The organism is Streptomyces carpinensis (assembly GCF_002154505.1).
GTDB classification, from domain to species: Bacteria; Actinomycetota; Actinomycetes; order Streptomycetales; family Streptomycetaceae; genus Streptomyces; species Streptomyces carpinensis.
In genome coordinates this window covers 1-24,298 of the sequence record NZ_MUBM01000079.1, presented here as the reverse complement: position 1 = coordinate 24,298, position 24,298 = coordinate 1, and the positions used below count along the sequence as shown (strand labels likewise).

The 24,298-nt window shown below is 68.5% G+C and carries 22 protein-coding genes and 1 tRNA gene; 14 read left to right on the top strand and 9 right to left on the bottom strand.

What is annotated here, in order from left to right:
- Positions 1-17 precede the first annotated feature (17 nt).
- The 4 genes from sigM (at position 18) to trxA (ending at position 3,179) form a co-directional block, all read left to right on the top strand.
- Complete coding sequence (gene sigM / locus BZY54_RS11580) at positions 18-752, top strand: RNA polymerase sigma factor SigM (RefSeq protein ID WP_086725083.1); 735 nt, start codon at positions 18-20, stop codon at positions 750-752.
- On the top strand, positions 749-1,660 hold the full coding sequence (locus tag BZY54_RS11575; RefSeq protein ID WP_086725082.1) for an anti-sigma factor family protein: 912 nt from the start codon (positions 749-751) through the stop codon (positions 1,658-1,660). Before sigM ends, BZY54_RS11575 begins: the two co-directional genes overlap by 4 nt.
- A gap of 169 nt (positions 1,661-1,829) precedes the next feature.
- On the top strand, positions 1,830-2,801 hold the full coding sequence (gene trxB, locus BZY54_RS11570) for a thioredoxin-disulfide reductase (protein WP_086725081.1): 972 nt from the start codon (positions 1,830-1,832) through the stop codon (positions 2,799-2,801).
- Positions 2,802-2,846: 45 nt separating this feature from the next.
- Positions 2,847-3,179, top strand: a complete 333-nt coding sequence (gene trxA / locus BZY54_RS11565) for a thioredoxin (RefSeq protein ID WP_086725080.1) — start codon at positions 2,847-2,849, stop codon at positions 3,177-3,179.
- A 103-nt stretch (positions 3,180-3,282) separates the two neighbouring features.
- On the opposite strand, the gene BZY54_RS11560 is transcribed toward trxA, so the two are convergent.
- The 9 genes from BZY54_RS11560 to rpmH all read right to left on the bottom strand — a co-directional run bounded on the left by BZY54_RS11560 (position 3,283) and on the right by rpmH (position 10,134).
- Complete coding sequence (locus tag BZY54_RS11560) at positions 3,283-3,900, bottom strand: GNAT family N-acetyltransferase (RefSeq protein ID WP_086725079.1); 618 nt, start codon at positions 3,898-3,900, stop codon at positions 3,283-3,285.
- A 216-nt stretch (positions 3,901-4,116) separates the two neighbouring features.
- Complete coding sequence (locus BZY54_RS11555) at positions 4,117-5,229, bottom strand: ParB/RepB/Spo0J family partition protein (protein WP_086725078.1); 1,113 nt, start codon at positions 5,227-5,229, stop codon at positions 4,117-4,119.
- Complete coding sequence (locus BZY54_RS11550) at positions 5,222-6,298, bottom strand: ParA family protein (protein WP_086725077.1); 1,077 nt, start codon at positions 6,296-6,298, stop codon at positions 5,222-5,224. Before BZY54_RS11550 ends, BZY54_RS11555 begins: the two co-directional genes overlap by 8 nt.
- Before the next feature lie 301 nt (positions 6,299-6,599).
- Positions 6,600-7,316: a 16S rRNA (guanine(527)-N(7))-methyltransferase RsmG gene (gene rsmG / locus BZY54_RS11545; RefSeq protein WP_086725076.1), complete on the bottom strand. Its 717-nt coding sequence runs from the start codon at positions 7,314-7,316 to the stop codon at positions 6,600-6,602.
- Between the two features lie 116 nt (positions 7,317-7,432).
- Positions 7,433-7,945, bottom strand: coding sequence for a Jag family protein (locus BZY54_RS11540; protein ID WP_086725075.1), 513 nt, complete (start codon positions 7,943-7,945; stop codon positions 7,433-7,435).
- A 15-nt stretch (positions 7,946-7,960) separates the two neighbouring features.
- A complete protein-coding gene (yidC, locus tag BZY54_RS11535; protein WP_086725074.1) occupies positions 7,961-9,250 on the bottom strand; it encodes a membrane protein insertase YidC in 1,290 nt (429 codons plus the stop codon).
- 3 nt (positions 9,251-9,253) lie between these two features.
- Complete coding sequence (gene yidD, locus BZY54_RS11530) at positions 9,254-9,607, bottom strand: membrane protein insertion efficiency factor YidD (RefSeq protein WP_086725073.1); 354 nt, start codon at positions 9,605-9,607, stop codon at positions 9,254-9,256.
- Positions 9,604-9,975, bottom strand: a complete 372-nt coding sequence (rnpA, locus tag BZY54_RS11525) for a ribonuclease P protein component (RefSeq protein ID WP_086725072.1) — start codon at positions 9,973-9,975, stop codon at positions 9,604-9,606. Before rnpA ends, yidD begins: the two co-directional genes overlap by 4 nt.
- 21 nt (positions 9,976-9,996) lie before the next feature.
- Positions 9,997-10,134: a 50S ribosomal protein L34 gene (gene rpmH / locus BZY54_RS11520; RefSeq protein ID WP_003956500.1), complete on the bottom strand. Its 138-nt coding sequence runs from the start codon at positions 10,132-10,134 to the stop codon at positions 9,997-9,999.
- Positions 10,135-10,502: 368 nt separating this feature from the next.
- On the opposite strand from rpmH, the gene dnaA reads away from it, so the two are divergent.
- From dnaA to BZY54_RS11465, 10 genes are all read left to right on the top strand, one after another.
- A complete protein-coding gene (gene dnaA / locus BZY54_RS11515) occupies positions 10,503-12,506 on the top strand; it encodes a chromosomal replication initiator protein DnaA (protein WP_086725071.1) in 2,004 nt (667 codons plus the stop codon).
- A 1,094-nt stretch (positions 12,507-13,600) separates the two neighbouring features.
- Positions 13,601-14,731, top strand: a complete 1,131-nt coding sequence (gene dnaN, locus BZY54_RS11505; protein ID WP_086725070.1) for a DNA polymerase III subunit beta — start codon at positions 13,601-13,603, stop codon at positions 14,729-14,731.
- Between the two features lie 151 nt (positions 14,732-14,882).
- The gene (gnd, locus tag BZY54_RS11500) at positions 14,883-15,758 is read left to right on the top strand and encodes a phosphogluconate dehydrogenase (NAD(+)-dependent, decarboxylating) (protein ID WP_086725069.1); all 876 of its coding nucleotides are present in this window, start codon (positions 14,883-14,885) and stop codon (positions 15,756-15,758) included.
- A gap of 68 nt (positions 15,759-15,826) precedes the next feature.
- Positions 15,827-16,948 carry a DNA replication/repair protein RecF gene (gene recF, locus BZY54_RS11495; protein WP_086725068.1) on the top strand — a complete coding sequence of 374 codons (1,122 nt, stop codon included), beginning with the start codon at positions 15,827-15,829 and terminating at the stop codon, positions 16,946-16,948.
- Positions 16,945-17,493, top strand: a complete 549-nt coding sequence (locus tag BZY54_RS11490; RefSeq protein WP_086725067.1) for a DciA family protein — start codon at positions 16,945-16,947, stop codon at positions 17,491-17,493. Before recF ends, BZY54_RS11490 begins: the two co-directional genes overlap by 4 nt.
- A gap of 374 nt (positions 17,494-17,867) precedes the next feature.
- Positions 17,868-19,949 (top strand): DNA topoisomerase (ATP-hydrolyzing) subunit B, encoded by a 2,082-nt coding sequence (gene gyrB, locus BZY54_RS11485; RefSeq protein WP_086725066.1) that lies wholly within the window; start codon positions 17,868-17,870, stop codon positions 19,947-19,949.
- Positions 19,950-19,991: 42 nt separating this feature from the next.
- Positions 19,992-22,586: a DNA gyrase subunit A gene (gyrA, locus tag BZY54_RS11480; RefSeq protein ID WP_086725065.1), complete on the top strand. Its 2,595-nt coding sequence runs from the start codon at positions 19,992-19,994 to the stop codon at positions 22,584-22,586.
- Between the two features lie 18 nt (positions 22,587-22,604).
- On the top strand, positions 22,605-23,366 hold the full coding sequence (locus tag BZY54_RS11475; RefSeq protein ID WP_086725064.1) for a DUF3566 domain-containing protein: 762 nt from the start codon (positions 22,605-22,607) through the stop codon (positions 23,364-23,366).
- Between the two features lie 112 nt (positions 23,367-23,478).
- Positions 23,479-23,552, top strand: a tRNA-Ile gene (locus BZY54_RS11470).
- 122 nt (positions 23,553-23,674) lie between these two features.
- Positions 23,675-24,037, top strand: coding sequence for a VOC family protein (locus tag BZY54_RS11465; RefSeq protein WP_086725063.1), 363 nt, complete (start codon positions 23,675-23,677; stop codon positions 24,035-24,037).
- Positions 24,038-24,298 lie beyond the last annotated feature (261 nt).

The window sequence follows — 24,298 nt, the reverse complement described above, 5'->3', positions numbered from 1 at the left end:
CGAGGGGGGAGGGGCCGATGGCGGACGACACCGCCTACGGTGACGTGGGCGACCAGGACCTCCTGTCCCGCCACGTGGCCGGCGACCCCGACGCCTTCGGCGAGCTCGTACGGCGGCATCGCGACCGTCTCTGGGCGGTCGCTCTGCGCACGCTGGGGGACCGTGAGGAGGCCGCCGACGCCGTGCAGGACGCGTTCGTCTCCGCCTACCGGGCCGCCCACACCTTCCGCGGCCAGTCGGCCGTCACAACCTGGCTGCACCGGATCACGGTGAACGCCTGCCTGGACCGGGCCCGCAAGGCGGCCACGCGGAAGACCTCACCGGTGGAAGACACCGAGCGGCTGGAGCAGCTGCTGGAGCCGCACGAGTCAGCCTCGGCACCCGCCGAGAGGAACGACGTGCAGCGGCAGCTCGTCGAGGCGCTGAGCACCCTCCCGCCCGACCAGCGGGCCGCGCTGGTGCTCGTGGACATGCAGGGCTACCCCGTCGCCGAGGCCGCCCGCATCCTCGACGTCCCGACCGGCACGGTGAAGAGCCGCTGCGCCCGGGGCAGAGCCAGGCTCCTGCCGCTGCTCACCCATCTACGGCCGGGCAGCCCCGGCGACGAGAAGGACGAGAAAGAACCGGGCACGGGACGGAACCGGGCGCAGGGGACATCCGTCCCACCGGCAGCGGCTCCTCAGGACAGGAGTACGCAGGACACCGGGCCAAGTGATTCAGCTGCTGTGAAGGGCGGAGGTGGGCGAGCGTGACATCCACGACGGATACGGCCGGGCACCCGGACGTCACCGAGATCTCCGACCTCACCGAGGGCCTACTCTCTTCATCCCGGGCCGAGGAGCTCCACCTGCACCTGGACGAGTGCGCGTCATGCGCCGATGTCCACGCGTCGCTGGAGGAGATCCGAAGGCTGCTCGGGGCCCCGGCGGAGCCGCTGGAGATGCCGCAGGACATCGCGGAACGCATCGATGCGGCGCTCGCCGCGGAACGCGGCAGCGTTCCCACGGACGATCCGGTCGACGGTCGCGATGCCGATGGCTCGCATGTTTCACGTGAAACATCGGCCACGGACCGTCCGGCAGGCCGACCCCGCGCCGCCGGCACGGGCCCAGGCCGCAAGTCCCGCACCCGTCGCGGGCGCCGCAGGGTCACCGTCCTGGGCACCGCCTTCGCCGTCGCCGCCCTTGGTGTCGCCTCCGTGGTGCTGTCGTCCCTGCACGACGACAAGGGAGCCGACAGCGCGGCTCACGGCCGGTCGAGCGCCTCTGCGGACACCTTCGCCGAGGGGACGCTCCAGAACCGGGTCGCGACTCTGCTCGACAAGACCCAGAAGACACAGGGCACCACCCATGCCCCGCACAGCTTCGGTGCGGACTCCGCTCCCCAGTCCGAGAAGTCCGGCAGCGACAGCCCGAACGTACTCAAGAGCGCGCCTACCGTCTCTGTCCCCTCATGCGTCCGGCAAGGCCTCCAGAGCAACGCCACCCCGCTCGCCGCCGAGGAGGGCACCTACGGCGGCAAGGACGCCTATCTCCTGGTGTTGCCCGACGTCTCCGGAAGCGGCACACACGTCACGGCCTACGTCGTCGACGCGACGTGTGTCCACCATCCGCAGACCGCTGCCAAGGTTCTGCTCTCGCGCTCCTACGCGCGTTCCTGAGCGCACACGCCTGGTCACCGCACTGCGCGGTACTCCTTACATTGAGGCAGCTCCGTGTGCCCGGGCACAGCGGGAATGCGCGCCCCTTAGGATCCGTTGGGTGGGGTGAGAGCAGCGAGAGAAGCTCCCCCCGGCAGTAGGTCACAGTCCAGAGACGAGGAATCAAGCCGTGAGCGACGTCCGTAACGTGATCATCATCGGCTCCGGGCCTGCCGGCTACACAGCGGCGCTCTACACCGCGCGCGCGTCGCTGAAGCCGCTGGTGTTCGAGGGCGCCGTCACCGCAGGTGGTGCGCTGATGAACACCACCGAGGTGGAGAACTTCCCCGGCTTCCGCGACGGCATCATGGGCCCCGAGCTCATGGACAACATGCGGGCCCAGGCCGAGCGCTTCGGTGCCGAGCTGATCCCGGACGATGTGGTCACCGTCGACCTGACGGGCGAGATCAAGACCGTCACGGACACCTCGGGCACGGTGCACCGGGCCAAGGCCGTCATCGTCACCACCGGCTCGCAGCACCGCAAGCTCGGCCTGCCGAACGAGGACGCCCTCTCCGGCCGCGGTGTGTCCTGGTGCGCCACCTGTGACGGCTTCTTCTTCAGGGAGCAGGACATCGCGGTGATCGGTGGCGGCGACACCGCCATGGAGGAGGCCACCTTCCTCTCCCGCTTCGCCAAGTCCGTGACGATCGTCCACCGCCGGGACACGCTGCGTGCGTCCAAGGCCATGCAGGAGCGCGCCTTCGCCGACCCGAAGATCAAGTTCGTCTGGGACAGCGAGGTGGCGGAGATCCAGGGCGACCAGAAGCTCTCCGGCCTGAAGCTGCGCAACGTCAAGACCGGCGAGCTGTCGGACCTGCCGGTGACGGGTCTGTTCATCGCGATCGGCCACGACCCGCGGACCGAGCTCTTCAAGGGCCAGCTGGACCTGGATGAGGAGGGCTACCTGAAGGTCGACTCGCCCTCCACCCGCACCAACCTCACCGGTGTCTTCGGAGCCGGTGACGTCGTCGACCACACCTACCGTCAGGCCATCACCGCGGCCGGCACCGGCTGCTCCGCCGCTCTCGACGCCGAGCGCTTCCTCGCCGCCCTCGCGGACAACGAGCAGAAGGCCGAGCCCGAGAAGACCACTGTCTGAGACCCCCCAACCACCCCACCGCCCGCATCAGTTAAGGAGCCCGCCGTGGCAGGCACCCTGAAGAATGTGACCGACTCCTCCTTCGAGCAGGACGTCCTCAAGAGCGACAAGCCCGTCCTGGTGGACTTCTGGGCCGCCTGGTGCGGTCCCTGCCGCCAGATCGCGCCGTCCCTCGAGGCGATCGCCGCCGAGTACGGCGAGAAGATCGAGGTCGTCAAGCTCAACATCGACGAGAACCCGGGAACGGCCGCCAAGTACGGCGTCATGTCGATCCCGACGCTGAACGTGTACCAGAACGGCGAGGTCGCCAAGACCATCGTCGGCGCGAAGCCGAAGGCCGCCATCCTGCGCGACCTTGAGGACTTCATCGCCGAGTGAGGCAGTAGGCCGCCGAGCAAACGGCGCATGTTTCACGTGAAACACGAATGGGCCAACCCGAGAGGGTTGGCCCATTCGTTTTGGAGCGATGCCCGCGCGAGGTCTACAGCGGCCGGAGCGCCGGTTCCTTCTGCACCGCTCCCAGCAGCCGGTCGATCGCCATCTCCACGTCTTCCTTCCAGGAGAGGGTCGACCGCAGCTCCAGCCGCAGTCTCGGGTGAGTGGGGTGGTGCCGGACCGTCTTGAAGCCGACCGCCAGCAGATGGTCGGCCGGGAGCATGCAGGCGGGTTCCTTCCACCGGGCGTCTCCGAACGCCTCGATGGCTTTGAAGCCCCGGCGCAACAGATCCTTGGCGACCGTCTGGACCATGACGCGCCCCAGGCCCTGTCCCTGGTAGCCCGGCATGATGAAGCCGGTCATCAACTGCACCGCGTCCGGCGAGACAGGACTCGTGGGGAAGGCCATGGAGCGCGGCACATAGGCAGGGGGAGCGTAGAGCACGAAACCCACCGGCACGTCATCGACGTAGACAACCCGGCCGCAGGAGCCCCAGTCCAGGAGGACGGCGGAGATCCATGCTTCCTTCTCCAGCGCGGGTGTACCCGCCCTCACCGCGGCTTCGCCGCTGACGGGATCCAATTCCCAGAAGACACACGCACGACAGCGCTTGGGAAGGTCCTGGAGGTTGTCCAGCGTGAGCGGTAGGAGCCTACGGCCCATGAAGGCTGTTCCTCGCTTCCTGTGCCCGCAACGCCGCGAGCGGCCGTCAACCAGAGGTGCTGTCGGGTGGATGCGTCGTACCCGATCGCATCGTATCCAGGATGCGATTCCGTCGATACCGACTAAAAGCAAAGGACGGACCGTGTTCCGGTATACGCCGGACACGGTCCGTCTCTGTCGAACGTCCGAACCGAGGCCCTCCCCCTCATGAGGGGCTCAGTCCTCCGTCTCCTCCGAACCACCGTCCACGAGGTGCTTCTGCAGCACCGGCCCCTCGCCCGGAGCCAGTGTGCCGAGGATGCGCTCCAGGTCCTCCATGGAGGCGAACTCGACGGTGATCTTGCCCTTCTTCTGCCCCAGGTCCACCTTCACCCGGGTCTCGAAGCGGTCGGAAAGCCGGGTCGCGAGATCCGACAGGGCCGGAGAGACCCGGGCCCCGGCTCGAGGCCCCTTGGAGCGCGAAGCCGCCTGCGGCCGCGATCCCATCAGCTGCACGATCTCCTCGACGGCCCGCACCGAGAGCCCCTCGGCCACGATCCGACGGGCCAGCCGGTTCTGCTCCTCCGGGTCCTCGACCGACAGCAGCGCCCGGGCGTGCCCGGCGGACAGCACTCCGGCGGCGACCCGGCTCTGCACCGCCGCCGGGAGCTTCAGCAGCCGCAGCGTGTTGGAGACCTGCGGGCGGGAGCGACCGATGCGGTCGGCCAGCTGGTCATGGGTGCAGTTGAAGTCCTTCAGCAGCTGGTCGTAGGCGGCCGCCTCTTCCAGCGGGTTCAGCTGGGCCCTGTGGAGGTTTTCCAGCAGGGCGTCCAGGAGGAGCTTCTCGTCGTCCGTGGCCCGCACGATCGCCGGGATCGCCTCGAGCCCCGCCTCACGGCAGGCCCGCCAGCGCCGTTCGCCCATGATGAGCTCGTAGCGCTCAGGACCGAGCTGCCGTACCACGACGGGCTGCAGGAGTCCGACCTCCTTGATGGAGGTGACGAGCTCAGCCAGCGCATCCTCGTCGAAGACCTCACGCGGCTGGCGCGGGTTCGGCGTGATGGAGTCGAGAGGGATCTCCGCGAAGTGGGCCCCCATCGGGGCCGCCGGCACGTCTGTGGTGCTACTCACCGACGGATCCTCCGTTTCACGTGAAACGGAGGGCAGCGTGGCCACCTTCGCCGCAGCCACCCCACGATCGCTGCGCTCGGTGGTCAGCATGGGGACGGCCGCCGGTGACGTAGAGGCAGCACCCCCCACCGCCGCCGGAGCCGATGGCCTCTCTCCTGTCGGGGCAGCAGGGATCAGTGCACCGAGGCCGCGGCCCAACCCCCTCCGTCGTTCACTCACTGAATCCCTCCACCATGCTCGGGTCGCTCTGTGCGCCGATGTGGGCGCGCGTGGCGTCGTAGCTGACGCCAACGCCCTTCAACGCGATTTCTCGTGCCGCCTCGAAGTAGGAGAGGGCACCGCTCGATCCTGGATCGTAAGTCAGCACCGTCTGTCCGTAGCTGGGCGCCTCGGAGATACGGACGGAACGAGGAATGCTCGTCCGCAGCACCTCGTCGCCGAAGTGGCTGCGCACCTCTTCCGCGACCTGGGACGCGAGGCGCGTCCGGCCGTCGTACATGGTGAGCAGGATGGTCGAGACATGCAGAGCGGGGTTGAGGTGACCCCGGACCAGGTCCACGTTGCGGAGCAGTTGTCCCAAGCCCTCCAGCGCGTAGTACTCGCACTGGATCGGGATGAGGACCTCCTGCCCGGCGACCAAGGCATTGACCGTCAGCAGACCGAGCGAGGGCGGACAGTCGATGAGGATGTAGTCCAGCGGCTGCTCATAGGCCTGGATCGCCCGCTGTAGCCGGCTCTCACGCGCCACCAGGGACACCAGCTCGATCTCCGCACCGGCGAGATCGATCGTGGCGGGGGCGCAGAAGAGACCCTCGACGTCGGGGACGGGCTGGACAACCTCTGCCAGAGGCTTGCTCTCCACCAACACGTCGTAGATGGACGGAACTTCGGCGTGGTGGTCGATCCCCAGCGCGGTGGAGGCGTTGCCCTGCGGGTCGAGGTCGATGACCAGGACACGGCTGCCGTGCAGAGCCAGCGAAGCGGCAAGGTTGACGGTCGTCGTCGTCTTGCCCACGCCGCCCTTCTGGTTGGCGACCACGATGACACGGGTCTGCTCGGGCCGCGGGAGGCCCTCACCGGCGCGGCCTAGAGCCTCGACCGCCAGTTGGGCAGCACGACCGATGGGAGTGTCTTCCATCGGGGGCGGTGTTTCACGTGAAACATTCTCCCCCATCGACTCGGTACGGGGACCGGGGACCGGATCGGTCATCGGTCCCGCGATGTTGGCGTCGGACCGCAAGGATTCACTCTCCTCGACTTCAGGCTCGCAATGAACAGAGCCTCCCATGCCTTCGGGGTCGCGAACCAGTGAGGCCTGACGTTCTGTGGAGAAATCCACCTCTGTGGACAACTCCGGACCCTCTCCGAGTGAACCGAGAGGCTTGCGATCGCGAGGCTGGGCCGCGGCGCGGCCGCGGTTGATGATGCCGTGCAACAGTGAGCGACGTTTCACGTGAAACACGATGCACAGCAGTCGTGGCCGAACTGTCGCGACACTCCGTCATGCGTAGGTTGGGCAGCTTGTGTGGAGTACGCCTGATCGCCGGAGTCGAACCATCGACGCCGTCACGGCCCCACCACACGACTCGTCAACGGCGCCGGCGGGTCCGCCCCGTCCGGGCGGCCTTCGCCCGCTTGGCCGCGAAGCGCACACCGCCGGGGCTCTCCCCGACCTCGACGCGTACCACCGTGGACAGAGGGTCCACCACACCTTCACCCACATGCAGGATGGAGGTCTCCACCGCTCCGAGTTTACTCAGGGCGGTGGCCGCGCTCTTCAGCTCCTCCTCGGCCGTGTCCCCCTTGAGGGCGAGCATCTCGCCGTACGGGCGCAGCAGCGGAATACCCCAGGTGGCCAGTCGGTCCAGCGGAGCCACCGCCCGGGCGGTCACCACGTGGACCGGCGTGAGCTTGCCCATGACCTCCTCGGCCCGGCCCCGGACGACGGTCACATGGTCCAGCCCGAGAAGCTCGACCACCTCGGTGAGGAATGTGGTGCGCCGCAGCAGCGGTTCCAGCAGCGTGATCTTCAGGTCCTCCCGGACCAGCGCCAGGGGGATACCCGGCAGGCCCGCGCCGGAGCCGACGTCGCACACCGTCACCCCCTCGGGGACGACCTCGGAGAGCACCGCGCAGTTCAGCAGGTGCCGCTCCCACAGACGGGGAACCTCGCGCGGGCCGATGAGCCCCCGCTGCACTCCCGCCTCCGCCAGCAGCTCGGCGTACCGGACCGCATCCGAGAAGCGATCACCGAATACGTCACGTGCCTGCTCGGGCGCAGGGGGAAGCTCCGCTGCCTCCGTCACGGGGACCGTCCTTCCGTACCGAACAGCGCGTTCAGCGCCGACCATCAGAACTACCAGGCTGACAAGGTTGCGGCCCCGCCTGCGCAACAGACGGGGCCGGTGGAACGTAAGACCGCTCAGGCGGGAAGCACGACGACGAAGCGCTGCGGCTCCTCGCCCTCGGACTCGCTGCGCAGACCCGCGGCCTTGACCGCGTCGTGCACGACCTTGCGCTCGAACGGGCTCATCGGCTTCAGCTTCACGGGCTCGCCGGTGCTCTTGGCCTCGGCCGCGGCCTTGGCACCCAGCTCGGACAGCTCGGCCCGCTTCTTGGCACGGTAGCCCGCGATGTCCAGCATCAGACGGCTGCGGTCGCCGGTCTCCCGGTGCACCGCCAGGCGCGTGAGCTCCTGCAGCGCCTCCAGCACCTCGCCGTCCCGGCCGACCAGCTTCTGCAGGTCGCGGCCGCCGGTGTCACTGATGATCGAGACAGAGGCGCGGTCGGCCTCGACATCCATGTCGATGTCGCCGTCGAGGTCGGCGATGTCCAGCAGACCCTCGAGGTAGTCCGCCGCAATCTCGCCCTCCTGCTCCAGGCGGGTCAGGGCGTCTGCGCCCTCGGCAGCGGCGGAGGTGGTGCCTTCCGTCACGGGATGGGCTCCTTCTTACTTCTTGGACGGGGACTTGGGTCGCTGCGGGCCCTTGCGCTGGCCGGACTGGGCCTTGCTGCGCGATCCGTTCCCCGGCTTCGGGGCGGCCTTGCTGGCAGCGGCGGGCGGAGCGTCCTGCGGTTCGTCGGACTTGCTCAGCGACGCGGAGGGCGTGGCCGGCTCGGTGTCACCGGCCGGCTTCGCACCGCCCGACTGACGCTGGGCCTTGGTCTGCCGCTTGGGCTGCTGACGCCTGGGGGCGGTGGCGCTCGTGGTGGTGGTCGTGCCGTCCTCGGCCTGTACGGCGACGGCGGTCTCGCTCTTCACCACGGTGCCGTCGGGCTGGGCCGCCAGCCCGGCCTTGTTCAGACCGTTGATGAACTTGCGTTCGAACTCGTTGCGGTCGCGGCCCTTGGCGACGATCGCCTTGACGATGACCTTCTCGCTGCGCCGGCGGATCTTGCCATGGTGCGTGACGTGCTTGGCCAGACGCTCCAGATAGGCGGCCTGGGCCTTGGAACCCGGGGTCGGATTGTTGTGGATGACGTACATCTGCTGGCCCATGGTCCACACGTTGGTGGTCAGCCAGTAGACGAGAACACCGACCGGGAAGTTGATGCCGAAGACGGCGAACATGACCGGGAAGACGTACATCAGCATCTTCTGCTGCTGCATGAACGGCGTCTTCACCGTCGTGTCGACGTTCTTGGTCATCAGCTGGCGCTGCGTGTAGAACTGCGAGAACGACATCAGGACGATCATGACCGCGGTCACGACGCGGACATCGGTCAGCGTGGCGCCGAGGGCCGCGACCTTGTCCGAGCTGTCCATGAACTTCGCAGCGAGCGGCGCGCCGACGATGTGCGCCTTACGGGCGCTGGCGAGCAGCGGCTCGTTGATGACACCGATCGTCTTGCCGGTCGCGATGGCGCTCAGCACGTGGTACAGGGCGAAGAAGAACGGCGACTGCGCCAGGATGGGAAGGCACGAGGAGAGCGGGTTGGTGCCCGACTCCTTGTACAGCTTCATCATCTCTTCGGACTGACGCTGCTTGTCGGTCTTGTAGCGCTCCTGGATCTTCTTCATCTCCGGCTGGAGCGTCTGCATCGCGCGCGTCGCCTTGATCTGCTTCACGAAGAGCGGGATCAGGCAGATACGGATCAGGATCACCAGGGACACGATGGACAGGCCCCAAGCCCACCCGGTGTCAGGTCCGAAGATCGCCCCGTACACCCTGTGGAACTGGACGATGACCCAGGAGACGGGCCAGGTGATGAAACTGAAAAGACTGGCAATCGTGTCCACTAATCATGCTCCTTGGGCATGGGACGAGGTCTCTGCGGCCGGGCTCGACGGGATGACCCCGTCGGTGGCCGGTTCGGCGGCGGAGGGCCCGCCCTTGCGTGCGCGCCAGGCGCTACGCAGCATTTCGTGCCACCGCGGACGCTTGCGCGGCGGGACATGGTCCACACCACCGAGCGACCACGGGTTGCAGCGCAGGATCCGCCAAGCGGTGAGCGCCGTTCCCTTGATCGCACCGTGCCGGTCGATGGCCGTGTAGCCGTAGTGGGAACACGACGGGTAGTACTTGCACACCGGCCCGAGCAACGGGCTGATGGTCCACTGGTACAGCTTGATCAGAGCCATCAGCGGGTACTTCATCGCGCGCCCCCTCCCAGCAGTCGTTGAAGGGCGGCATCCAGGTCTCGAGCCAGCTGTGCGTGGTCGGCGTCGCCGGCTCCGGGCAGCGCTCGTACGACTACCAGGCTACCGGGGGGCAGCAAGGCGACCCGGTCACGCATCAGATGGCGGAGTCTGCGCTTCACGGCGTTGCGCACGACCGCGCCACCCACTGCCTTGCTCACGACGAAACCCGCACGCGACGGGGGAGCGCTCTCCCCTGGCGCGTGCGGGTCCGTGGCACCGCTACGAAGGTGGACGACGAGAAGCGGGCGTCCTGCCCGACGTCCTCGTCGCACCGCGGTCGCGAAGTCCTCGCGCCGCCTCAGCCGGTTCTCGGTGGGCAGCACGACGTCATGACCTGATCGGGATCAGGCGGACAGACGGGCGCGACCCTTGCTACGGCGGGACGCGAGAATCGCGCGGCCGGCACGGGTGCGCATACGCAGCCGGAAGCCGTGGGTCTTCGCGCGACGACGGTTGTTCGGCTGGAAGGTGCGCTTGCTCACTCGGGGGCTCCAGAAAGAATCAGTAGTGGCGGGGTGCCGTCCTGGCTGTCACCGTGCGCCCACGAGGTAGCTCGCAGTTACGCCCGAGTGCACCGCTTACCGATCACCTTGACGCGATCTGTGCCCATCGGAGGCAGGCGGCAGCAGCCATCGACAACTCGACCTGGTTACGGTACGCGCGGCTGCGCCATCCGGTCAAACCAGCGACGCCCGAGAGACACTTGTCCACAGCCTGGGGACAACAACTTGAACCGTGGCCACCGCCCTGACTACCGTGGCTGGACTCCCATTCGTTCCCTTGTCCCCCGTTTACATCCCGACCCGTCCCGAACCACACGTTCGTGGGACCCCGTGAGAGAGCGTGCCCTGTGGCTGACGTACCTGCCGATCTTGCCGCAGTGTGGCCGCGAGTAATGGAACAGCTCCTCGGGGAGGGCCGCGGACAGGGCGTCGAGACGAAGGACGAACACTGGATCCGCCGCTGCCAGCCGCTCGCGCTGGTCGCGGACACCGCTCTGCTCGCCGTTCCGAACGAGTTCGCGAAGGGCGTACTCGAAGGCCGGCTCGCCCCGATCGTCAGCGAGACGCTCAGCCGCGAGTGCGGCCGCCCGATCCGTATCGCGATCACCGTCGACAGCTCCGTCGGCGAACCCCAGAGCCCCACGCCGCCGGCGCCGGGGCCGCGCTACGAGGAGCAGGAGCTGCCCACCGGCCAGGGCGGCTACGAGGGCTACGGCCGCCACCGCGGCGAGCCCCGGCCCGACAGCCACCGCCCCGGCGGCCGCGCCGACCATCATCCGGGCGGCCCCGACGACCAGCTGCCGCCGCCGCGCACCGGCCCGCAGCAGGCCGACGGCGCGGACTCGCTCCCGACCGCCCGTCCGGCCTACCCCTCGGAGTACCCGGACTACCAGCGCCCCGAGCCCGGCGCCTGGCCGCGCCCCGGCCAGGACGGCTACGGCTGGCAGCAGCAGCGGCTCGGCTTCCCGGAGCGGGACCCGTACGCGTCGCCCGGACAGGACGCCTACGGCCCGCGCGACGGCTACGCCCAGCAGGACTCGTACGGTTCGCGCGACTCCTACGGCTCGCAGGACTACCGTCCGCGACCGATGGACCGGCCGTCGTACGACCAGCCGCGCTCCGACTACGACTCCTCCCGCGCCGACTACGACCAGCGGGACTACGACCAGCGGGACGCCGGCCGCCGGGAGCTGCCCGAGCCGTCGGCCGATCCCGGTCCCGTGCACCGCGGTGGTCCGGCGGGCCCGGCCCGGCCCGGCGCCGGGGGCCCCGGATCCTCGTCCGCGCAGCCCGCGCCGGCGAGCGGCCCGGGCGAGCCGACCGCCCGGCTGAACCCGAAGTACCTCTTCGACACCTTCGTCATCGGCGCGTCCAACCGCTTCGCGCACGCGGCGGCGGTCGCCGTCGCCGAGGCCCCGGCCAAGGCGTACAACCCGCTCTTCATCTACGGCGAGTCGGGCCTCGGCAAGACGCACCTGCTGCACGCGATCGGTCACTACGCGCGCAGCCTGTACCCGGGCACGCGCGTGCGGTACGTGAGCTCGGAGGAGTTCACCAACGAGTTCATCAACTCCATCCGCGACGGCAAGGGCGACAGCTTCCGCAAGCGCTACCGGGAGATGGACATCCTGCTCGTCGACGACATCCAGTTCCTCGCGGACAAGGAGTCGACGCAGGAGGAGTTCTTCCACACCTTCAACACCCTCCACAACGCCAACAAGCAGATCGTGCTGTCCTCCGACCGGCCGCCCAAGCAGCTGGTGACGCTGGAAGACCGGCTGCGGAACCGTTTCGAGTGGGGCCTGATCACGGACGTCCAGCCGCCGGAGCTGGAGACGCGCATCGCGATCCTGCGCAAGAAGGCGGTGCAGGAGCAGCTCAACGCCCCTCCGGAGGTACTGGAGTTCATCGCCTCACGGATCTCGCGCAACATCCGCGAGCTCGAGGGCGCGCTGATCCGTGTGACGGCGTTCGCCTCGCTCAACCGGCAGCCGGTGGACCTGGGCCTGACGGAGATCGTCCTCAAGGACCTCATCCCCGGCGGCGAGGACACGGCACCGGAGATCACGGCGACGGCCATCATGGCGGCCACCGCCGACTACTTCGGGCTCACGGTGGAGGACCTGTGCGGCACCTCGCGCGGGCGCGCGCTGGTGACCGCCCGGCAGATCGCCATGTACCTGTGCCGTGAGCTGACCGACCTGTCGCTGCCGAAGATCGGCGCGCAGTTCGGAGGACGCGACCACACGACCGTCATGCACGCCGATCGCAAGATCCGCGCGCTGATGGCGGAGCGGCGCTCCATCTACAACCAGGTCACCGAGCTGACCAACCGCATCAAGAACGGCTGACGGCGGCCGGCCGTACGGCAGCGGCAGCGCCGAGGGCGCCCTGGGAAGCGACTCCCGGGGCGCCTTCTTGCGTTGAGGGTGGCCGCCTGCCCGGGGTCGCCCGGAGCCGTCACGCTGGGCGGTGCAGCGCTCTGGACAGAGCCGTCGCCCAGCGCTCGGCCAAGCCGCGGTACGGCCCCAGGGTGCTCCGCAAAGCCGCCGCTCGGCCCCACGGCACCCCACAGCGCCGTCCCCGGCCCTCGCCAGAGCAGTCGCCAGGTTGTCCAGAGACGCTCCCGAGACGCTCGCGAGGCCCTCCACACCGCGGAGGATCGTCGTCCGGCCGCAACCCGGTGTTCGATTAAATGCCTGGTTACGGCCGCTCTCCACAGATTCGGTGACTTTCTGCCGTCCACATCCTGGGGACTGCGGAGTTGTCCCGAACGGCGTCCACAGGCATTGGGCTGGGGAGCCATCAGCCCAGCTCAGCAGCCTGTGGACTCGTGGACGAATGATCTCCACAGACTGTGGACGAAGCGGAGATCCACAGGCTGTGCACGAAGTTGTCCACGGGCAACCCACAGGCTGGGACCCGTTGTCCCCAATGATCGGTCGCTTCTCCACATGGCTGTCCACTGTTCGGCAACGCGACGCCCCCGATCACCGCGTCGAGTGAAAGCGGTCACACGAAGGAGCCGGATTGGGCTGTGGGAAACATGGGTAAACCTGGGGACGCAGCTGGGGAGAACTCCCCTCAGGCTGTGGGCGGGGTGTGCAGAACTTCTTGTTCTCCACAGACACCGCAAGTTGTCCACCGGCGCCGCCCACAGGGACCGTGGACAAAATTTCCGCGCTGAGCTGGGCAAACGTGGTTATCCACGGTATCCACAGCCCCTACTACTACTCCCGACTAGAGAGAGCGTGGAATTCGTTTCGAAGCGGGACCTGTGCACAACTCGCCCGCCGGACCCCGACCGTCCCTCGGAGCGACTTGACCCCGACAGGCACCTACTGTCAGCGGCGTGCGTCAGACTGGTCCCCGGTGTCCTTCCCGTCGCAGTCGGCGGTGACACCGAGTCGGAGGACTCAGAAGCAACAGCAGGAGGCGGCTTACGGTGAAGATCCGGGTGGAACGCGACGTACTCGCGGAGGCAGTGGCCTGGGCGGCACGCAGCCTCCCGGCCCGTCCGCCGGCGCCTGTTCTCGCCGGCCTGCTGCTGAAGGCCGAGGACGGCCAGCTGAGCCTGTCCAGCTTCGACTACGAGGTCTCCGCCCGTGTGTCGGTCGAGGCCGAGGTCGAGGAGGAAGGCACGGTCCTCGTCTCCGGCCGCCTGCTCGCGGACATCTCCCGCGCCCTGCCGAACCGCCCGGTGGAGATTTCCACAGACGGTGTACGGGCGACGGTGGTCTGCGGCTCGTCCCGCTTCACCCTCCACACACTGCCTGTGGAGGAGTACCCGGCGCTCCCGCAGATGCCGAACGCGACGGGCACCGTCCCCGGCGAGGTTTTCGCCTCCGCCGTGCAGCAGGTCGCGATCGCGGCCGGCCGTGACGACACGCTGCCCGTTCTCACCGGTGTCCGCATCGAGATCGAGGGCGACACGGTGACGCTGGCCTCCACCGACCGCTACCGCTTCGCGGTCCGCGAGTTCCTGTGGAAGCCGGAGAACCCGGAGGCCTCTGCGGTCGCCCTGGTGCCCGCCAAGACCCTGCTGGACACCGCCAAGTCGCTGACCAGCGGCGACAGTGTGATCCTGGCGCTGTCCGGCTCGGGTGCCGGTGAGGGCTTGATCGGTTTCGAGGGCGCCGGCCGGCGGACGACCACCCGTCTCCTCGAAGGCGACCTCCCGAAGTACCGCACGCTGTTCCCCACCGAGTTCAACAGCGTCGCCGTCATCGAGACCGCCCCCTTCGTGGAGGCCGTCAAGCGCGTGGCCCTGGTCGCGGAGCGCAACACCCCGGTGCGGCTGAGCTTCGAGCAGGGCGTGCTCATCCTGGAGGCCGGCTCCAGCGACGACGCACAGGCTGTGGAAAGGGTAGACGCCCATCTGGACGGCGACGACATCTCCATCGCCTTCAACCCCACGTTCCTGCTGGACGGCCTGAGCGCGATCGACTCCCCGGTGGCGCAGCTGTCCTTCACGACCTCCACCAAGCCCGCGCTGCTCAGTGGCAAGCCGGCGGTGGACGCCGAGGCGGACGAGGCCTACAAGTACCTGATCATGCCGGTGCGGCTGAGCGGCTGAGCGGGCGGCACGACTCCGCGGGTCGAGGGCGTGGTCGTGGGCGTACGTATGAGCGCGTATGCCCACGGATGTGCGCGAGCGTCCGGGTTTAGGCTCGGACGCGGGTACGAAAGTGCCCTCATGCCACGTCGGACACCTAAGGACACAACTGATGGAGCTCGGTCTCGTCGGCCTCGGCAAGATGGGCGGCAACATGCGCGAGCGGATCCGCCGCGCGGGCCACACCGTCATCGGATACGACCGCAACCCGGATCTCGCGGACGTCCACAGCCTCTCCGAGCTTGTGGACAAGCTACAGGGCCCGCGCGTGGTCTGGGTGATGGTCCCGGCCGGTGCCCCGACCCAGTCGACCATCGACGAGCTCGCCGAGCTGCTGCAGCCCGGTGACGTGGTCGTGGACGGCGGCAACTCGCGCTGGACGGACGACGAGAAGCACGCGGCGGAACTGGCCGCCAAGGGCATAGGTTTCGTCGACTGCGGCGTCTCCGGCGGTGTCTGGGGCCTGCAGAACGGCTACGCGCTGATGTACGGCGGCGACCCGGAGAACGTCGCCAAGGTGCAGCCGATCTTCGACGCGCTCAAGCCCGAGGGCGACTTCGGCTCGGTGCACGCCGGCAAGGTCGGCGCGGGCCACTTCGCGAAGATGGTCCACAACGGCATCGAGTACGCGATGATGCAGGCCTACGCCGAGGGCTGGGAGCTGCTGGAGAAGGTCGACTCCGTGGACAACGTCCGCGAGGTCTTCCGCTCCTGGCAGGAGGGCACCGTCATCCGCTCCTGGCTGCTGGACCTCGCGGTCGGCGCCCTCGACGAGGACGAGCACCTGGACGGGCTGAGGGGTTACGCACAGGACTCCGGCGAGGGCCGGTGGACCGTGGAGGCCGCCATCGACAACGCCGTGCCGCTGCCCGCGATCACGGCCTCGCTGTTCGCGCGGTTCGCCTCCCGCCAGGAGGACTCGCCGCAGATGAAGATGATCGCCGCGCTGCGCAACCAGTTCGGCGGCCATGCCGTAGAGAAGAAGTAGTCCACAGGGTCCGTGAGACCCAGGACCGCCCGGCGGTCCGCAACGCTGGGGGAGGCCGGCGAACGACCATGCACGTCACGCATCTGTCGCTGGCCGACTTCCGCTCCTACGCCCGGGCCGAGGTCCCGCTCGACCCGGGCGTCACCGCCTTCGTCGGCCCCAACGGCCAGGGGAAGACCAATCTCGTCGAGGCGATCGGCTACCTCGCCACGCTCGGCAGTCACCGGGTCGCCTCCGACGCCCCCCTGGTGCGCATGGGCGCCGAGCGTGCGGTGATCCGCGCCCAGGTCAGGCAGGGCGAGCGGCAGCAGTTGGTCGAGCTGGAGCTGAATCCCGGCCGTGCCAACCGCGCCCGCATCAACCGCTCCTCGCAGGTCAGACCGCGTGACGTCCTGGGCATCGTACGGACCGTGCTGTTCGCGCCGGAGGACCTTGCCCTGGTCAAGGGCGACCCCGGTGAGCGGCGCCGTTTCCTGGACGAGCTGATCACGGCCCGCTCCCCGCGCATGGCGGGCGTGCGCTCGGACTACGAGCGGGTCCTCAAGCAGCGCAACACGCTCCTCAAGTCGGCCGCGCTGGCCCGTCGGCACGGCGGCCGTTCCATGGATCTGTCCACACTGGACGTGTGGGACCAGCACCTCGCGCGCGCGGGTGCGGAGCTGCTCGCGCAGCGTCTCGATCTCATCGCCGCGTTGCAGCCGCTGGCCGACAAGGCGTACGAGCAGCTTGCGCCCGGCGGCGGCCCGGTCGCGCTGGAGTACAAGCCGTCCGCGCCCGGTGAGGCGCACACGCGCGAGGCCCTCTTCGAGCAGCTCATGGCCGCGCTGGCGGACGCCCGCAAACAGGAGATCGAGCGGGGCGTCACCCTGGTGGGACCCCACCGGGACGACCTGGTGCTCAAGTTGGGGCAGCTGCCCGCCAAGGGATACGCCTCCCACGGGGAGTCGTGGTCCTATGCGCTGGCGCTGCGCCTGGCCTCGTACGACCTGCTGCGCGCGGAGGGCAACGAGCCGGTGCTGATCCTCGACGACGTCTTCGCCGAGCTGGACGCCCGTCGCCGCGAACGCCTGGCCGAACTGGTCGCGCCCGGTGAGCAGGTCCTGGTGACCGCAGCGGTGGACGACGACGTGCCGCACGTGCTGGCGGGCACGCGGTTCGCCGTGTCGGACGGGACGGTGGAGCGCGTATGAGCGGCGAGCACGACCCGGCGCCCCAGAAGCCCTCGTCGAAGACACCCGAACCCTCCGGCGTCGACCTGGCGCGCGTGGCGTTGCGCGCGGCGAAGGAGGCGGCACGCGCGCGTGGGGACGCGGCGCAGCAGAAGCGGCAGGCGCGGCGCGGTGGTCTGCGCTCCGGCGCGCGTGCCGACGGCCGTGATCCGATGGCGCTGGGCGCGGCCATCAACCGGCTGATCACCGAGCGCGGCTGGGAGACCCCGGCCGCGGTGGGCGGTGTGATGGGGCGCTGGCCGCAGATCGTCGGCGCTGACGTGGCCAAGCACTGTGTGCCGGAGAGGTACGACGAGGACGAGCGGGTGCTGAGCGTGCGCTGCGACTCGACGGCGTGGGCGACGAACCTGCGCCTGCTCGCCCCGACGCTGGTCGCCCGCCTCAACGAGGACCTGGGCCATGGCGCGGTCCGGTTGATCAAGGTGAACGGCCCCGGCGGCGGCGCCCGCCGGTACGGCCCGCTGCGCGCGCCCGGCAGCACGGGACCCGGCGACACCTACGGGTGACAGACCTCACATAGAACCGTCACAGGGGACCGTGCGTGGCTGCTCGGGAGCGTCCTGTCCGGCCACCGTACGCTCTTGCGATTACCTACCTGACCCTGGAGTAGCGAGGGGTTGACGCCCAGAAGCGCTGAGTGCCGCTGTGAGCCTCTTGGAGCCCCCTTCCGCATATCGGGACCCGGCCGAGACCGGTTCAGGGCGCCACATGCGGACTCAGGTACCGGCAAACCCCCATCACTGTCGGCGCTACCGGTAGACTGGAAGACAATCCCGCCCCGAACGTGGGGACCGTCCGGGAAAAGCTGAGCAACGCTGATCAAGGCTTACCAACGCAACATGCCGCAGCCGCTCCGGCAACCCGCCGACGAGCCCGGCTCGTGCTGTGCCAGAAAGGGCGCTTCGTGGCCGATTCCGGCAACCCCAACGAGAACATCCCGTCCACCGACGCCGGCGCTGACCTGGCCGCCTCATCGAACGGTGAGGTCACCGCCTCGTACGACGCCAGCGCCATCACCGTCCTCGAGGGCCTGGACGCGGTCCGCAAGCGACCTGGCATGTACATCGGTTCCACCGGTGAGCGCGGACTCCACCACCTCGTGTACGAGGTGGTCGACAACTCCGTCGACGAGGCACTGGCGGGGCACGCGGACACCATCGACGTGACGATCCTGGCCGACGGCGGCGTCCGCGTCGTCGACAACGGCCGTGGCATCCCCGTCGGCATCGTGGCCTCCGAGGGCAAGCCGGCCGTCGAGGTCGTGCTGACCGTGCTGCACGCGGGCGGCAAGTTCGGTGGCGGAGGTTACGCGGTCTCCGGCGGTCTGCACGGCGTCGGCGTCTCCGTGGTGAACGCCCTGTCGAGCAAGGTCTCCGTGGAGATCAAGACCGACGGCCACCGCTGGACGCAGGACTACAAGCTGGGTGTCCCGACCGCTCCGCTGGCCAAGCACGAGGCGACGGAGGAGACCGGCACCTCGGTCACGTTCTGGGCCGACCCGGACATCTTCGAGACCACCGAGTACTCCTTCGAGACGCTCTCGCGGCGTTTCCAGGAGATGGCGTTCCTCAACAAGGGCCTGACGATCAGGCTGACCGACGAGCGCGAGTCGGCGAAGGCCACCTCCGGCGCGGACGAGGCGGGCGCGGACCAGAAGGCCGAGGTCAAGTCGGTCACGTACCACTACGAGGGCGGCATCGTCGACTTCGTGAAGTACCTCAACTCCCGCAAGGGAGAGGTGGTGCACCCCTCCGTCATCGATCTCGAGGCCGAGGACAAGGACAAGAGCCTGTCCCTCGAGGTCGCGATGCAGTGGAACAACGGTTACAGCGAGGGCGTGTACTCCTTCGCCAACATCATCCACACCCACGAGGGCGGTACGCACGAGGAGGGCTTCCGCGCCGCGCTGACCTCGCTGATCAACAAGTACGCGCGCGACAAGAAGCTGCTGCGGGAGAAGGACGACAACCTCACGGGTGACGACATCCGCGAGGGTCTGACCGCGATCATCTCGGTCAAGCTGAGCGAGCCGCAGTTCGAGGGCCAGACCAAGACCAAGCTGGGCAACACGGAGGCGAAGACCTTCGTGCAGAAGGCGGTCTACGAGCACCTCAACGACTGGCTGGACCGCAACCCGAACGAGGCGGCGGACATCGTCCGCAAGGCCATCCAGGCGGCCACCGCGCGTGTGGCGGCCCGCAAGGCCCGCGACCTGACCCGCCGCAAGGGACTGCTGGAGTCGGCGTCCCTGCCGGGCAAGCTCTCCGACTGCCAGTCGAACGACCCGACCAAGTGCGAGATCTTCATCGTCGAGGGTGACTCAGCCGGCGGCTCGGCCAAGTCCGGCCGCAACCCGGAGTACCAGGCGATCCTCCCGATCCGAGGCAAGATCCTCAACGTCGAGAAGGCGCGCATCGACAAGATCCTGCAGAACCAGGAGATCCAGGCGCTGATCTCCGCGTTCGGCACGGGCGTGCACGAGGACTTCGACATCGAGAAGCTCCGCTATCACAAGATCATCCTGATGGCGGACGCAGACGTCGACGGCCAGCACATCAACACCCTGCTGCTGACCTTCCTGTTCCGCTTCATGCGGCCGCTGGTCGAGGCGGGCCACGTCTTCCTGTCCCGTCCCCCGCTGTACAAGATCAAGTGGGGCAAGGACGACGTCGACTACGCCTACTCCGACCGCGAGCGCGACGCCCTGATCGAGATGGGCCGGCAGCGCGGCAAGCGCGTCCGCGAGGACTCCATCCAGCGCTTCAAGGGTCTCGGCGAGATGAACGCCGAGGAGCTGCGCGTGACGACGATGGACCAGGAGCACCGCGTCCTCGGCCAGGTCACGCTCGACGACGCCGCCCAGGCCGACGACCTGTTCTCGGTCCTGATGGGCGAGGACGTCGAGGCGCGCCGCCAGTTCATCCAGCGCAATGCCAAGGACGTCCGTTTCCTCGACATCTGAGTCGGTCTCAGCTGACCGCACCAGGAAGGATTCCCACCAGCAATGGCCGACGAGAACACCCCTGTCACGCCTGAAGAAGGCGGCGAGGCCGTCCTCCGTGTGGAGCCCGTCGGGCTCGAGACGGAGATGCAGCGCTCGTATCTCGACTACGCGATGTCCGTCATCGTCTCGCGTGCGCTGCCGGACGTCAGGGACGGCCTCAAGCCCGTCCACCGCCGCGTGCTGTACGCGATGTACGACGGCGGCTACCGCCCCGAGCGCGGCTTCTACAAGTGCGCCCGTGTCGTCGGCGACGTCATGGGCAACTACCACCCGCACGGCGACTCCTCGATCTACGACGCGCTGGTCCGCCTGGCCCAGCCGTGGGCGATGCGGATGCCGCTGGTGGACTCCAACGGCAACTTCGGCTCGCCGGGCAACGACCCGGCGGCGGCCATGCGCTACACCGAGTGCAAGATGGCGCCGCTGTCGATGGAGATGGTCCGCGACATCGACGAGGAGACCGTCGACTTCACGGACAACTACGACGGCCGTTCCCAGGAGCCGACCGTCCTGCCGGCCCGGTTCCCGAACCTGCTGATCAACGGCTCGGCCGGTATCGCGGTCGGCATGGCGACCAACATCCCGCCGCACAACCTGCGCGAGGTCGCGGCCGGCGCCCAGTGGTGCCTGGAGAACCCCGAGGCCTCGCACGAGGAGCTGCTGGACGCGCTCATCGAGCGGATCAAGGGCCCGGACTTCCCGACGGGCGCGCTCGTGGTCGGCCGCAAGGGCATCGAGGAGGCCTACCGCACCGGCCGCGGCTCCATCACGATGCGCGCGGTGGTCGAGGTCGAGGAGATCCAGAACCGCCAGTGCCTGGTGGTCACCGAGCTGCCGTACCAGGTGAACCCGGACAACCTGGCGCAGAAGATCGCCGACCTGGTGAAGGACGGCAAGGTCGGCGGCATCGCCGACGTCCGTGACGAGACGTCGTCCCGCACAGGCCAGCGCCTGGTCATCGTCCTCAAGCGGGACGCGGTCGCCAAGGTCGTCCTGAACAACCTCTACAAGCACACCGATCTGCAGACCAACTTCGGCGCCAACATGCTGGCCCTGGTCGACGGCGTGCCGCGCACCCTCTCGCTGGACGCGTTCATCCGCCACTGGGTGACGCACCAGATCGAGGTCGTCGTCCGCCGTACGCGCTTCCGTCTGCGCAAGGCCGAGGAGCGGGCGCACATTCTGCGCGGTCTGCTCAAGGCCCTGGACGCCATCGACGAGGTCATCGCGCTGATCCGGCGCAGTGAGACCGTCGAGGTCGCGCGCACGGGCCTGATGGGCCTGCTGGAGATCGACGAGATCCAGGCCAACGCCATCCTCGAGATGCAGCTGCGCCGCCTGGCCGCCCTGGAACGCCAGAAGATCGTCCAGGAGCACGACGAACTCCAGGCGAAGATCAACCAGTACAACGAGATCCTCGCCTCCCCGGTCCGCCAGCGCGGGATCGTCAGCGAGGAGCTGGCCGCGATCGTCGAGAAGTACGGCGACGACCGCCAGACGAAGCTGATCCCCTACGAGGGCGACATGTCCATCGAGGACCTGATCGCCGAGGAGGACATCGTCGTCACGGTCACCCGCGGCGGCTACATCAAGCGGACCAAGACCGACGACTACCGCGCCCAGAAGCGCGGCGGCAAGGGCGTGCGCGGCACGAAGCTGAAGGAAGACGACATCGTCGACCACTTCTTCGTCTCCACCACGCACCACTGGCTGCTGTTCTTCACCAACAAGGGCCGGGTGTACCGGGCGAAGGCCTACGAGCTGCCGGACGCCGGCCGGGACGCGCGCGGCCAGCACGTGGCGAACCTGCTGGCCTTCCAGCCGGACGAGGCGATCGCCGAGATCCTCGCGATCCGCGACTACGAGGCGGCTCCGTACCTGGTGCTGGCCACCAAGGCCGGTCTGGTCAAGAAGACGCCTCTGAAGGATTACGATTCGCCACGCTCCGGCGGTGTCATCGCCATCAACCTGCGCGAGCGGGAGGACGGCACCGACGACGAACTGATCGGCGCCGAACTCGTCTCGGCGGACGACGATCTGCTGCTGATCAGCAGGAAGGCCCAATCGATCAGGTTCACCGCATCGGACGACACCCTGCGTCCCATGGGCCGTGCAACCTCCGGTGTGAAGGGCATGAGCTTCCGCGAGGGCGACGAACTCCTCTCGATGAATGTTGTTCGACCCGGTACGTTCGTGTTCACTGCCACGGACGGTGGGTACGCGAAGCGGACCGCCGTCGACGAGTACCGCGTCCAGGGTCGCGGTGGCCTCGGCATCAAGGCCGCCAAGATCGTGGAGGACCGCGGCTCGCTCGTCGGCGCGCTGGTGGTCGAGGAGACCGACGAGATCCTCGCCATCACTCTCTCCGGCGGTGTGATCCGTACGCGGGTCAATGAGGTCAGGGAGACGGGCCGTGACACCATGGGCGTCCAACTGATCAACCTGGGCAAGCGCGATGCCGTGGTCGGTATCGCACGAAACGCCGAGGCGGGGCGCGAGGCGGAGGAAGTCGACGGCGACGTGGCCGTGGACGAGAACGCCGAGGATGCCGCGGCCACCGGCACGGACGAGGGTGAGGCACCCTCGGCCGAGTAGCACGAGGAGTGAGTCATCGTGAGCGGAGCCACGGGCGCCGGGTCGGCCGGTACCTCCACTGGTACGGGACCGGACGGCGGCGGCCGTGGCTCCGCCGCGCCCGCGACCGATTCGCACACGACCAACCTCAAGGCGATCAAGGCATCCGCGCCAGACTCGCACTCGCCCCACTCTCACGGATCCCAGGGGGGAACGGTGACGGACACCCGAGGCCCGCAGAGCCCGCAGGCCCAGGCCGGCCCGCAGAGCCACGGGGCGGCCTCCCCGCTGCCGGGCGAGCGCCAGCCGCAGCAGCCCGCGGGGCCGTACCACCCGCCGCAGGCCTACCCGGCGGCCGCGGGGGCCGCGCCCGACGCGGGGCAGTCCGGCTCGGTCCGCCGCCCGCGCACGGGCGCCCGGACGACCCCGCGCACCCGCAAGGCCCGGTTGCGCGTGGCCAAGGCCGACCCCTGGTCGGTCATGAAGGTCAGCTTCCTGCTCTCCATCGCGCTGGGCATCTGCACCATCGTGGCGGCCTCCGTGTTGTGGATGGTCATGGACGCCATGGGCGTGTTCACGACGGTCGGCGGGACCATCTCGGAGGCGACCGGATCGAACGAGTCCAACGGCTTCGACCTGCAGTCCTTCCTGTCGCTGCCGCACGTCCTGATGTTCACGGCGATCATCGCGGTCATCGACGTCGTCCTGGCGACGGCCCTGGCGACCCTCGGGGCCTTCATCTACAACCTCTCCGCGGGCTTCGTCGGCGGCATCGAGCTGACGCTGGCCGAGGACGAGTGACGAGCGCTCCAAGCGTCCGCTGACGGTCCTGCGACAACCGATTTTGGGACTGCCCCCCTCGTGCGCTAATCTTCAGGAGTCAGCGCGCGGGACACACACCGCAGAGCGCGGCGGGGCTATAGCTCAGTTGGTTAGAGCGCATCCCTGATAAGGATGAGGCCACAGGTTCAAATCCTGTTAGCCCCACAGTGAGAGACCCCCGGTCCGGATGGATCGGGGGTCTTCGGCATCTCCGACTGACATCGGTCGATCAGTGGATCTTCCAGAAACTCCGTCGGCATGGCGACCCTCCGAACCTGACTCGGCGGATGAGCTTGGCATGGGAACAGGTAATCGTTCACTCGGTGGATCCGGTGGATCCGGTGGCCCTGGGGCAGTGGTGGGCAAAGGCTCTCGGGTGGGTCGTGGTCCACTCCTCCGATGAGGAGTTCGAGATCCGCCCGGAGCCGGATCGCCTGCCGGGGTTGGACTTCGTCCGGATCGATGAGAGCAAGACGTTCAAGAGCCGGCTGCATCTCGACTTCAGGCCTGACGACCAGGACGCCGAGGTGGCTCGCCTCGAGGCTCATGGCGCCAAGCGTGTCGACATCGGCCAGGGTGAGCAGTCGTGGGTTGTCATGGCAGACCCCGAGGGCAACGAGTTCTGTGTCCTTGGCCAACGGCGTCAGTGAGAACCCCTGAAAGTGCGCGTGTTCACATCCTGTCAGCCCCACGCTGAGAGACCCCCGGTCGAATGGCCGGGGGTCTTCTGTCTGCCGTTCTTCCTGTCGGCTTCGTCCTGTGCGCCTCCTGCTGCCGGCGGAGCCCGCTCCGTGCCTGGGGCGCGCCGGCAGGGGAGCGGGCGTGCCGGTGTCGCGGGCGCCGTCGCGCCCGCGACCGTGGGGACAACGCGAAGATCCCCGGTCGGGGTGACCGGGGATCTGTCGGGTTGT

Bases quoted from the DNA above. Each gene is read 5' to 3' on its own strand.
- sigM (WP_086725083.1), top strand. From the start codon at position 18: ATGGCGGACGACACCGCCTACGGTGACGTGGGCGACCAGGACCTCCTG.
- BZY54_RS11560 (WP_086725079.1), bottom strand. From the start codon at position 3,900: ATGGGCCGTAGGCTCCTACCGCTCACGCTGGACAACCTCCAGGACCTT.
- BZY54_RS11550 (WP_086725077.1), bottom strand. From the start codon at position 6,298: ATGGGAGGCTCTGTTCATTGCGAGCCTGAAGTCGAGGAGAGTGAATCC.
- yidD (WP_086725073.1), bottom strand. From the start codon at position 9,607: ATGAAGTACCCGCTGATGGCTCTGATCAAGCTGTACCAGTGGACCATC.
- gnd (WP_086725069.1), top strand. From the start codon at position 14,883: ATGGAGCTCGGTCTCGTCGGCCTCGGCAAGATGGGCGGCAACATGCGC.
- recF (WP_086725068.1), top strand. From the start codon at position 15,827: ATGCACGTCACGCATCTGTCGCTGGCCGACTTCCGCTCCTACGCCCGG.
- BZY54_RS11490 (WP_086725067.1), top strand. From the start codon at position 16,945: ATGAGCGGCGAGCACGACCCGGCGCCCCAGAAGCCCTCGTCGAAGACA.
- gyrA (WP_086725065.1), top strand. From the start codon at position 19,992: ATGGCCGACGAGAACACCCCTGTCACGCCTGAAGAAGGCGGCGAGGCC.
- BZY54_RS11465 (WP_086725063.1), top strand. From the start codon at position 23,675: ATGAGCTTGGCATGGGAACAGGTAATCGTTCACTCGGTGGATCCGGTG.